Here is a 2,532-nt window from a genome sequence, read left to right as displayed (position 1 = left end):
GAGTGTATCCTGATCGGTGTGCCCCCCTAGCCAATTGGAAGCGTTCCAGGCCAAGGGCTTCCGTCCTGCATTTCTCTATGCGCGGAAGTAAGAGTCCGGTGAAGACACCTCGGAGTTGCTGCCACATAGATGGAAATAGGCTTAGCTCCGWARAGCGTTTTTGGCTCWGTGCTGTGCTGGGGGAGTAGAAACAGAACCTCACTCATTTGGATAGRGACGGATGTGAATGGAAGCGTTAGCCACTTTTRCTRCTAAGAATTTYAAACCAAYAGGCCTGAGCCCAACCCCCGAGATTACTACCTCCTTACCAGTGTCTATCAGCACCATGGAGAAATGCTACTCRGGTGCTATCGACGGTGTTTCCTCAACAGTTTTTACTGCGGCGTTCGAYCAGACGACCAGGACGGGCAGTTACATCGCTATTGAGAGCTTCAAAGGTGCGGTGAATGGAAAAGAAGGCGCCTTCAATTTCATYCACTCTGCCTCCACAACCGGCACTGATCGGGCAGATGAGTTTTTCTGCATAGTCGGAGGCAGTGGTACAGGYGATTTGARAGGGATATCGGGATCAGGAGGGATCAAAGTCGAYACCGATGGCACGCACCGTATTTAGATGAATTACCAACTCGAATAGGTCAGAAAACGTTCTGAGGTAATGCCCTAGAGGACACCACTGTCCTGGAGGTTGCATCAGGGTGTCCGATCGCGAAAGGTTAAAAATACGAGGGGGTAGGAAGCCGTCTGTTTGTGGAACCTCATAAGGGCAATGCCGGTAATGGGGCGTTTTCAGCTGGTCGTGGCAGTCAGAATAGTGGCCATAAACGACCTTTGGTTGCCGTTTGGATTTATCCCTCGGACTCGCAGCCGAGATCGGTGGCTTGGCGCGTTTCAACTCCATTGACTGTTAGTCGGGGTCTTTACCGAAGAAACCGGTTGTTTGAAAGGCAAGGAAGAAGAGTTTCGTGCAGGTTTAGCCTTGGCCGCCAGGTATGCAAAGGTGTTGGGCTGCTCAAATGTGCACGTCATGTCTGGGATTACTGCACAAGTTTCAGCTGCGCCCAGTTTCATGAGCAACTTGGAATATGCAGTCAAATATTTTGAAGATCGGGGGTTGCGGCCCCTGATTGAAGTGATAAGCCCAAAGGAAATCCCGGGGTACTACATGTCGGATTTCAGCAAAGCGCTACGGGTGCTGGAAGCCTTCCCGAGTATTGGACTGATTCTCGATCTTTACCATGCACAGCTTTTGACCGGCGACGCCGCAAATGTTCTGGATCAGTTTTATGACCGAACCGTCCACGTACAGATTGCGGACTGCCCAGGTCGCCACGAGCCGGGGACAGGCATCTTAAATTTTGCTGAATTGTTCGCGACTCTGGAACATCGTGGATACACAGGATGGATCGGATGTGAATACCGTCCTTCCAGCACTACTGTTGCAAGCTTAGGCTGGCTCAAGTCGCAAAATACTTAGCGCTTGATGGCTGGTTGCTTCCCGTCACGAAGGGTAGCAACCGGCCAAAATCAGCCGATCGAGTAAGCTCCAGAAAAGCGGGTTGCGCGACTTTGCCATTCACAAGCTTGGGTTCGCCTGAGCGCTGCCAGACTGGCTGACGCATGCACATCGGCCGAAGCCTGCGGAGGGTCGGCGAACGTGTCTATAACTGTTCGCAGCCCCATTTGCCACGACAGCTCTAGATTTGAACCGTTAACTGGTTGGAGCCCTTAATATAAGCCCCTTGCTCTAACGTCTGATTTATAAAGATAACGACAAGTGTGCCGATACTCCAAAAGTACTTCAGGTCACTGCACGCTATTTTTGGCGATGAGCAAGGAACACAAAATGATGTCTATTCGTCAGAACGCGCTCAAAGCATCAGACGTGACCCTTTGCGGTCTGGTGTGCCTAGCTGGGGTGGCCGTCACGTTCTTGGTGCTGATTCTGTTCGCAGGGGCAGAGCAGCGTACCGTTAGCGTTGCTTTTCAACTGGAGGTCGACGAAAGATTCAGTCGCCTGCAACGACGCTTTAATACTCAGGTCTTGAAACTAGACGTTGTGAGGCGTTTCTTTATCAACGCCGACGATGTCACTGAAAAGGAGTTTCTGGGATTTGTTACGCCTCTAGTTGGAGAGGACGAAGCCTATAGCTGGGTGCCAAGGATTCTCGAGAAGGATCTACAAACGTTTCGCGCTAAGGCGCTCCTCAACGGTACCAGTGATTTTTCTTATCATGAAATTAATCCCGTCACCGGTGAAAGAGTCCCCCTCACCAGCCGGCCGGAACACTGGATATTGCTCTACTTATTGAAGCGCGATGACGTAAAGATCATACCCGGCATGGATATTCTAGCTCGCCCGGGTCGCCAAGCCTTGATGAGCAAGGCACGACAAACACGTCAAATAGTTGTGTCGGAACCGTTGAAAATGACCAATGGGCAGTCGGGGGTTTTCTTTGTCGCACCTGTATTCCAGAAGCCCCCTGAGGTTCCATTGAACGATGATAATTTGCAGGGGTTCGTTGTCTCCAGCGT

Annotated in this window: 2 protein-coding genes and 1 pseudogene; all 3 read left to right on the top strand. The window is 51.2% G+C overall.

The features are described 5' to 3' along the window. Positions 1–226 precede the first annotated feature (226 nt). On the top strand, positions 227–613 hold the full coding sequence (locus AC1DLB_RS27460) for a DUF3224 domain-containing protein (protein WP_477786046.1): 387 nt from the start codon (positions 227–229) through the stop codon (positions 611–613). Positions 614–937: 324 nt separating this feature from the next. Beyond that, positions 938–1,474, top strand: a pseudogene (locus AC1DLB_RS27455) (TIM barrel protein); the annotation flags it as partial. A gap of 369 nt (positions 1,475–1,843) precedes the next feature. Beyond that, positions 1,844–2,532: CHASE domain-containing protein (locus AC1DLB_RS27450; RefSeq protein ID WP_477786045.1), on the top strand; the 689-nt coding region annotated here is incomplete at its 3' end.

The sequence above is a fragment of the Pseudomonas sp. 05N434 genome (assembly GCF_056396965.1).
This window is presented reverse-complemented; position numbering and strand designations above follow the sequence as displayed.